At 74.3% G+C, this 6,424-nt stretch carries 6 protein-coding genes; 3 read left to right on the top strand and 3 right to left on the bottom strand.

The window, feature by feature from the left end; all coding sequences use genetic code 11:
- Window positions 1-168 precede the first annotated feature (168 nt).
- The 3 genes from GTW08_RS01975 to hisD are packed head-to-tail and all read right to left on the bottom strand — an operon-like array spanning window position 169 to window position 2,983.
- On the bottom strand, window positions 169-897 hold the full coding sequence (locus GTW08_RS01975; RefSeq protein ID WP_073577026.1) for an HpcH/HpaI aldolase family protein: 729 nt from the start codon (window positions 895-897) through the stop codon (window positions 169-171).
- On the bottom strand, window positions 894-1,655 hold the full coding sequence (locus GTW08_RS01970; RefSeq protein WP_073577025.1) for an SDR family NAD(P)-dependent oxidoreductase: 762 nt from the start codon (window positions 1,653-1,655) through the stop codon (window positions 894-896). Before GTW08_RS01970 ends, GTW08_RS01975 begins: the two co-directional genes overlap by 4 nt.
- Window positions 1,652-2,983 carry a histidinol dehydrogenase gene (hisD, locus tag GTW08_RS01965; protein WP_073577024.1) on the bottom strand — a complete coding sequence of 444 codons (1,332 nt, stop codon included), beginning with the start codon at window positions 2,981-2,983 and terminating at the stop codon, window positions 1,652-1,654. The genes GTW08_RS01970 and hisD overlap by 4 nt, the downstream gene beginning before the upstream one ends.
- 125 nt (window positions 2,984-3,108) lie before the next feature.
- Here hisD and GTW08_RS01960 point away from each other — a divergent pair, with 125 nt between their 5' ends.
- The 3 genes from GTW08_RS01960 (at window position 3,109) to GTW08_RS01950 (ending at window position 6,377) form a co-directional block, all read left to right on the top strand.
- Window positions 3,109-4,104, top strand: a complete 996-nt coding sequence (locus GTW08_RS01960; protein ID WP_073577023.1) for a LacI family DNA-binding transcriptional regulator — start codon at window positions 3,109-3,111, stop codon at window positions 4,102-4,104.
- A gap of 97 nt (window positions 4,105-4,201) precedes the next feature.
- The gene (locus tag GTW08_RS01955) at window positions 4,202-5,197 is read left to right on the top strand and encodes an ester cyclase (protein WP_073577022.1); all 996 of its coding nucleotides are present in this window, start codon (window positions 4,202-4,204) and stop codon (window positions 5,195-5,197) included.
- 13 nt (window positions 5,198-5,210) lie between these two features.
- Window positions 5,211-6,377, top strand: a complete 1,167-nt coding sequence (locus GTW08_RS01950; RefSeq protein ID WP_073577021.1) for a hypothetical protein — start codon at window positions 5,211-5,213, stop codon at window positions 6,375-6,377.
- Window positions 6,378-6,424 lie beyond the last annotated feature (47 nt).

Here is a 6,424-nt window from a genome sequence, read left to right as displayed (position 1 = left end):
CCGGCTTCGGGGCGTCGCGCGGTCGGGCCGCCCGCGCCCGGCGCCGGGCCCGGCGCCGATCGGGCCGGGCGCACGATCGACACGAGCGAGGGTGCCGGTGCCGTTCGTGGCACCGGCACCCTCGCTCGTGGTGATCACGGTCGGAGCCGCCGGTTCCGGCGGCGGCGCTCACCCCGTCGCCGCGGCCAGCTCCCGGAACGACGCCATCATGACCGCGGCCAGGTTGTAGACCACCAGCTGCGCGCCACCCGCGAACGACGCCGCGGCCGCGTCCGCCGAACCCGCCAGGTCGGCCCGTACGGCGTCCCGGACCGCCGGGTCGGCGCGCACCGACTCCAGCATCCCGGCGACGGACGGGTCGGTGCCCGTGCGGGACGCACCCAGGTCCGCGACACCGACGAGCCAGCCGTCGATACCGTCCACGCCGACGATCTCCCCGGCGCGCGCGAGGGCGCCGGGCGACTCCAGCATCGCCACGACCAGCACGTCCTCGGCCGCCGCGCGATGCTCCTCGGCGGTGACGCTGCCGAACCTCCCCGCCCGCGGGTAGGTCGCGAACCCCCGTGTGCCGTGTGGGGGGTAGCGCAGCGCCCGCACCAGTGCCGTGGCCTGTGCGGCGTCCTCCACGTGCGGGGCGACGATCCCGCGGGCGCCCTGGTCGAGCGCCCGCTGGGCGAGGTGGTGTTCGTCCTCCCCGGGGCGGACGAGCACCGGCAGGCCGTGCGCGTCGGCGAACGCGATGTGGGCGCGCAGCATCGACACGTCGGCCGGCCCGTGCTCGCAGTCGATCAGTACGAAGTCCAGACCGGCGACGGCGAGCATCTCCACGATCTCCTCGCAGGGCATCCGCACCAGCGCCCCGGCGAGCCGCTCCCCGGCGGCGACCCGCGCCCTCACGCGATCATCCCGGCGGACAGGTCGACGTCGGCGCCGGACAGCCCCGGCATGGCGAGCATCGCGACGACCGCCGCGCCCACCTCGTCGGCGGTGATCATCCGGCCGAGCGCGGCCCGCCCGACGAACGCCGCACGCGCCGCGGCGACGTCGGTGCCGGTCCGCTGCGCCTCCAGCGCGAAGTTCCGGTCCATCCGGTCGCCCTCGACGGGGCCGGGGGACAGCGCGTTGACCCGCACCCCGGCCGGGCCCGCCTCGAACGCGAGCGTCGAGGTCAGGCCGAGCACCGCGGTCTTCGACGCGCAGTAGGGCGTGCGCCGGGCCAGCGGCCGCTTCCCCGACACCGAGGCCACGTTGACCACGTCGCCGTCCCCGCGGTCGAGCATCGGCGGCAGGAACGCCCGGCACACCAGGTAGGTGCCGCGCACGTTGACCGCGAACACCTCGTCCCACTCCTGCGGGCTCACCTCGACCAGCGGGGCCACCGGACCGGCGATCCCGGCGTTGTTGACGACGATCGAGACCTCCTCGTCGGCGAGCCGGACCGCCAGGTCCGCGACGGAGTCCGGGTCGGCGACGTCGCACACCTCGGCCCGGGCGGCGGGCCCGATCCGGGCCGCGGTCGCGGTGAGGGCGTCGGCACGCCGCCCGGCCAGCACGACCCGCGCCCCGGCACGGGCCAGGTGCGACGCGATCGCCGCACCCAGCCCGCTGCCGCCGCCGGTCACCAGCGCGGTGCGTCCCGTGACCGGCGTGCTCACGACCCGGCCACCGGTGCCGGGCTCCCGAGCGGCGCGATCTCGTCCAGCCAGTCGATGCGGTCCCCACCGTGCCGCCAGGCCCGCAGGTCCCCGGAGCGGGCGTGCCCCTCGAACAGCTCCACCCGCGACGCGCGCCCGCACACCCGGCCGAGCTCGGCGCTCGTCGCGGGGTCGCGGACCTCCTGGTAGGTGCAGGTCTTGAGGTACTTCCCGACCCACAGCCCGCCCGTGTAGCGCGCGGCACCGAGCGTCGGGAGCACGTGGTTCGTCCCGATCACCTTGTCTCCGTAGGACACGCAGGTGTTCTCGCCGAGGAACAGCGCACCGTAGTTGCGCATCCGCTCCAGGGCGTCGCGGGGCTCGGCGGTGAGGACCTGGACGTGCTCGGCGGCGAGGTCGTCGGCGACCCGCCACATCTCGTCGGCGTCGTCGCACACGACGATCCGGCCGTGGTCGTGCCACGCGGGCCCGGCCAGGTCGTTCGTGGGCAGGCCCGGCAGCAGCCGCCCGACCAGGTCGAGCACGGCCCGGCCCAGCGTCTCGGAGGTCGTGACGAGCACGGCGGGGGAGTCCGGGCCGTGCTCGGCCTGTGACAGCAGGTCGACGGCGACGGTCAGCGGGTCCGCGGTCCCGTCGGCGACGACGAGGATCTCGGTGGGGCCGGCGAACAGGTCGATGCCGACCTCGCCGAAGAGCTGCCGCTTCGCCTCCGCGACATAGGCGTTGCCCGGACCGGCCAGCATGTCGACCGGGGAGACCGACCCGGTGCCCAGCGCCATCGCCGCGACGGCCTGGACCCCGCCGAGGACGTGGATCTCGTCGGCGCCGGCCAGGTGCATCGCCGCCACCGTCGCCGCCGGGACCTCGCCGCGGATCGGAGGCGTGGCCGCGACCACGTGCGGCACCCCCGCGGCCTTCGCGGTCACGATCGTCATGTGCGCCGAGGCGGTCAGCGGGTACCGCCCGCCGGGTACGTACGCGCCCGCCGAGCCGACCGGCACGTGCCGGTGCCCGAGGACCACCCCGGGCAGCGTCTCGACCTCGACGTCGTGCAGGGACTCCCGCTGGACCCGCGCGAAGTTCCGGACCTGGTCCTGCACGAACCGGATGTCGTCGACGACCTGCTGCGGCAGCGACGCGACCAGCTCGTCGACCCGCGCGGGGGTCAGGCGCTCCGGCGCGCGGCCGTCGAACCGGTCCGCGTACTCCCGCACCGCCGCGTCGCCGCGCGTCCGCACGCCGTCCACGATCGCCCGCACCCGTGCGGCGACGCCCTCGTCGCTGCGGCGCGGGGCCGACCCCGTCGCGCTCTTCAGTTCCTGCGACATTCCGTCCTCCCTGGCATAACATACGTATGCGCTACGGCTCCGCAGTGAACGGCGGTGACGCGCCGCTGTCAAGGGTGTGTCCCGGGGCGCACTAGGCTCGACGCACGGTCGGGGGAAGGGCGGACATGGTCACCAGTCGCGACGTGGCGAGGCTCGCCGGGGTCTCGCAGCCGACGGTGTCGCGCGCGCTCACCGATCACCCCCGGGTCTCCGAGGCGACCAAACGCAGGGTCCGTGAGGCGGCCCTGGCGCTGGGCTACTCGACCAACGCGATCGGGCGCGCGCTGTCGGTGGGCCGCTCGAACCGGATCGGGCTGGTCGTCGCCGACCTGGAGAACCAGTTCTACGCGAACATGATCGGCCCGCTGCACCACGAGCTGGAGGCCCTCGGCCACGAGCTCGTGCTGATCACCGAGTCGGCCGGGACCGCGCCGCTGCCCGAGCGGGTCGCCGCGCACGGCCTGGCCGGGGTGGTGCTCTCGACGACGACGGTGGACTCCATCCAGCCCGCCCGGCTGCGCGACCGCGGCGTGCCGTTCGTCTACCTGAACCGGACCGCGCCCAGCGTGGCCGCCGATGCGGTGACCGTCGACCCCGAGCAGGGCGTGCGCGAGGTGGTCGCGGAGGCCGTCCGCCTGGGGCACACCCGGATCGGGGCCATCTTCGGGCCGCGCAACACCAGTACCGGTGAGCTGCGCGAGCAGGTCGTCCGCACGGTGCTCGACGAGCACGGGCTGGCGCTCGCCCAGCGCGACGTCCTGCACGGTCCGTTCGACTTCGCGACCGGTCGCGAGGGGTTCCGTACGCTGCACGAGCGGGCCGGTGGTCCGACCCTGCTGCTGTGCGGCAACGACGTCGTCGCGCTCGGGGCGCTCGACGCGGCCGCCGAGGCCGGCGTCCCGGTGCCCGGTCACACCTCAGTGGTCGGCTTCGACGACCTGCCCACCTCACGCTGGGCCCTGGTCCGGCTCAGCACCGTCGCCTACGACCTCGACGAGGTCGCCCGGGAGTCCGCGCGGCTGGTCGTCGCCCGGCTGACCGACCCCGGGGCCGCGCCGCGGCACGTCGTGTATCCGACGCACTACGTCGCCCGTGCCACCGTGGCCGCGCCCCGGGCGTAGCCGCTCCCGTCGCCGGAAATCCCCGCGGGACCCTTGCCCGTCGGTTGTGCATACGCATACAGTGCGAGGTGCACGGAATCGACGAGGAAGGACCACCATGACGCTCGACCCGGTCGCGTACGAGCCCTACAACGACCCGGACGACTTCATCCGCGAGGTGACCGACCGGATCTGGGTCCAGCGGGACGTGTCCTACATCGTCGACAACTACGAGCCGGACTCGATCGTCCACGGCGGGCTCGGCACCGTGATCGGCCGCGACGGGGTGATCGAGGGCAGCCTGATGCGCATCGCGGGCACCCCGCAGCACGTCGGTCAGGCCGAGGACGTGGTCTGGGAGGCCCGCGGCGACGACGCGTTCCTGAGCTCGCACCTGGTCTTCTCGGCCGACGAGATCCTCGTCGACGGCGTCGTGAAGCGGATCCGCAAGCGCACCATCGCCAACTGCCTCTACCGCCGCGGCCGCATGGTCGAGGAGTGGGTGGTCCGCGACGAGCTCGCCGAGTGCCTGCAGCGGGGCATCGACCCGGCCGAGGCGGCCCGGGGGCAGCGTTTCCGCGGCTACCAGGGCTCGATGACCGAGGAGCCGCCGAAGGACGTGCTCGCCGTCGGCGACAGCGGGCCGCGGCCGGACGACTTCCGGCCCGAGTGCGAGATGGTGCTGGAGTTCCTCGACGAGGTCTGGAACTCCCGGCGCTACCAGAAGGTCACCGACTACATGCACCGTGACCTGTTCCTGCACACCGTCGGGGACCAGACCGTCGTGCGTCCGGACGGCTACCAGCGCGACCTGCTCGCGCTCGTCGCACCGTTCCCCGACGCCCGGTTCGAGGTCCGCGACGTCCAGACGAACCACGCCGAGCGCTACGCCGGCCTGCGGATCGCGGTGACCTGGGTGATGCGCGGGACCTACCGCGGGACACCGGCGTTCGGTCCGCTCACCGGGGGCGAGGTGGAGCTGCTCGGCGTCTCGCAGTTCCTGGTCCAGGACGGCCGCATCGTCAAGGAGGTCCGGGTGTTCGACGAGATCGCGCTGCGTGCGCAGATCGACGCCGGCCGGACCGAGGCGTTCACCGACACCAACATCTACTGACCGGAGCACCGACATGCACGACACGGTGGTCAGCGCGGACGAGCTCGCCCGCCGCACCGTCCGGCACGCGGACTGGGTCCCGTGCAAGGCCGCGTTCATCGACTGCCGCACCCCCGGCTCGGACCGGAAGGACAACTACTCCTTCATCGGCCCCGGGGTCACGCAGAACGCGTCCCAGCACGTCAACCTCCGCGAGCCGCACGGCTTCAACCTCGGTGCGGCGGGTATGCCGCACGGCACCACGAACAGCCTGCACCTGCACTTCACCGCCGAGGTCTTCATCAACTTCGACGGCGACTACCAGCTGCGGTGGGGACCCGACGGCACCCAGGGCGGCTACCGCAGCGTCGACGGCGACGTCGTCTCCGTCCCGCCGTGGATCTTCCGCGGCTTCACCAACGTCGGCGACGACGACGGCATCCTGCTCACGGTCCTGGGTCGCGACGACACCGGCGGCATCATCTGGGGCCCCACGGTCCTGACCGAGGCGGCCGGTCACGGCCTGCACCTCACGGCGGACAACCGGCTCATCGACACCGTCGCCGGGGACCCGCTGCCCGACGACGTCGCGCTGATCCGGCCGATGGAGCAGGCCGAGATCGACCGGCTCGACGTCTACACCCCCGAGCAGTTCCGCAGCCGGGTCGTGCACGTCGCCGACCGGCCGTGGGTGGCCGAGCCCTATTTGTGCTCGCGGCTGCCCGGCGGTGGCGCCGAGCTCGCCCCGGTCATCGGCTGGGGCACCGCGGAGAGCCGGGCCGCGGCACCGCGGCTGCTCGACCCGCACGGGTTCGCGCTGGCGTGGCTGCGTGCCCTGCCCGGGGACGGCGTGCTCACCCACCGGCACGACGCGACCCAGGTGCTGACGGTGAAGGCCGGCCACTGGGCGGTCACCCTCAACACCGGCGAGGACGCGCGCACCGTCGAGCTCGGCCCGCGGGACACCCTGTCGGTGCCGCCCGGTGCCTGGCGGTCGATGACGGCGCTCGACGCCGACGGCGGCCGGACCGCCACCCCCGGCACCGGTGAGCTGCTGGTCGTCACCGGTGGCGACGGCCGGGTCCGGCACGAGTGGGCGCGCGAGGTCGTGGCCGGTGCCCGGGACCGGGGCCGGGTGCTCGACGCCGACGGCTACCTCGCACCGGCCGCGGTGCTGGCCTTCGCGGCCGAGGACGACTGAGGCCGGGCCGATGCCGGGGACGGGACCCACGGGGCCGACGGGGGCGG

Origin of the sequence: Pseudonocardia sp. SID8383 (assembly GCF_009864975.1) — a bacterium.
GTDB lineage: Bacteria > Actinomycetota > Actinomycetes > Mycobacteriales > Pseudonocardiaceae > Pseudonocardia > Pseudonocardia alni.
The sequence above is the reverse complement of the archived record's forward strand: the minus strand, read 5'-3'. Positions and strand labels throughout refer to the sequence as shown.

Excerpts from the sequence above, each read along its gene's own strand:
- hisD (WP_073577024.1), bottom strand. The coding sequence starts at position 2,983 with ATGTCGCAGGAACTGAAGAGCGCGACGGGGTCGGCCCCGCGCCGCAGC.
- GTW08_RS01960 (WP_073577023.1), top strand. The coding sequence starts at position 3,109 with ATGGTCACCAGTCGCGACGTGGCGAGGCTCGCCGGGGTCTCGCAGCCG.
- GTW08_RS01955 (WP_073577022.1), top strand. The coding sequence starts at position 4,202 with ATGACGCTCGACCCGGTCGCGTACGAGCCCTACAACGACCCGGACGAC.
- GTW08_RS01950 (WP_073577021.1), top strand. The coding sequence starts at position 5,211 with ATGCACGACACGGTGGTCAGCGCGGACGAGCTCGCCCGCCGCACCGTC.